The 362-nt window shown below is 52.2% G+C and carries 1 protein-coding gene; it reads left to right on the plus strand.

The window, feature by feature from the left end; all coding sequences use genetic code 11:
• A partial coding sequence (gene cynS, locus FN960_RS23615) for a cyanase (RefSeq protein ID WP_185971130.1) occupies nucleotides 1-362 on the plus strand: 362 nt, incomplete at both ends.

The following is a 362-nucleotide window of genomic DNA, read 5'->3' on the forward strand; positions in this document are numbered from 1 at the left end:
TGATCTTGCCGATGCCATTTTGCTCAGCAAAGCTAAAAAAGATCTCTCATTTGCCGAGATTGCCGACGGCACCGGTCTGGCAGAAGCCTTTGTAACCGCGGCTTTGCTGGGGCAGCAGGCGCTTCCTGCCGACGCCGCCCGCCTGGTCGGGGCGAAGCTGGATCTCGACGAAGACTCCATTCTACTGTTGCAGATGATTCCACTGCGTGGCTGCATTGATGACCGTATTCCAACTGACCCAACGATGTATCGTTTCTATGAAATGTTGCAGGTGTACGGTACACCCCTGAAAGCGTTGGTTCATGAGAAATTTGGCGATGGCATTGTTAGCGCGATTAACTTCAAACTCGACGTTGAGAAAG

This window comes from Alkalicoccobacillus porphyridii (assembly GCF_007293315.1).
GTDB lineage: Bacteria > Bacillota > Bacilli > Bacillales > Bacillaceae_D > Alkalicoccobacillus > Alkalicoccobacillus porphyridii.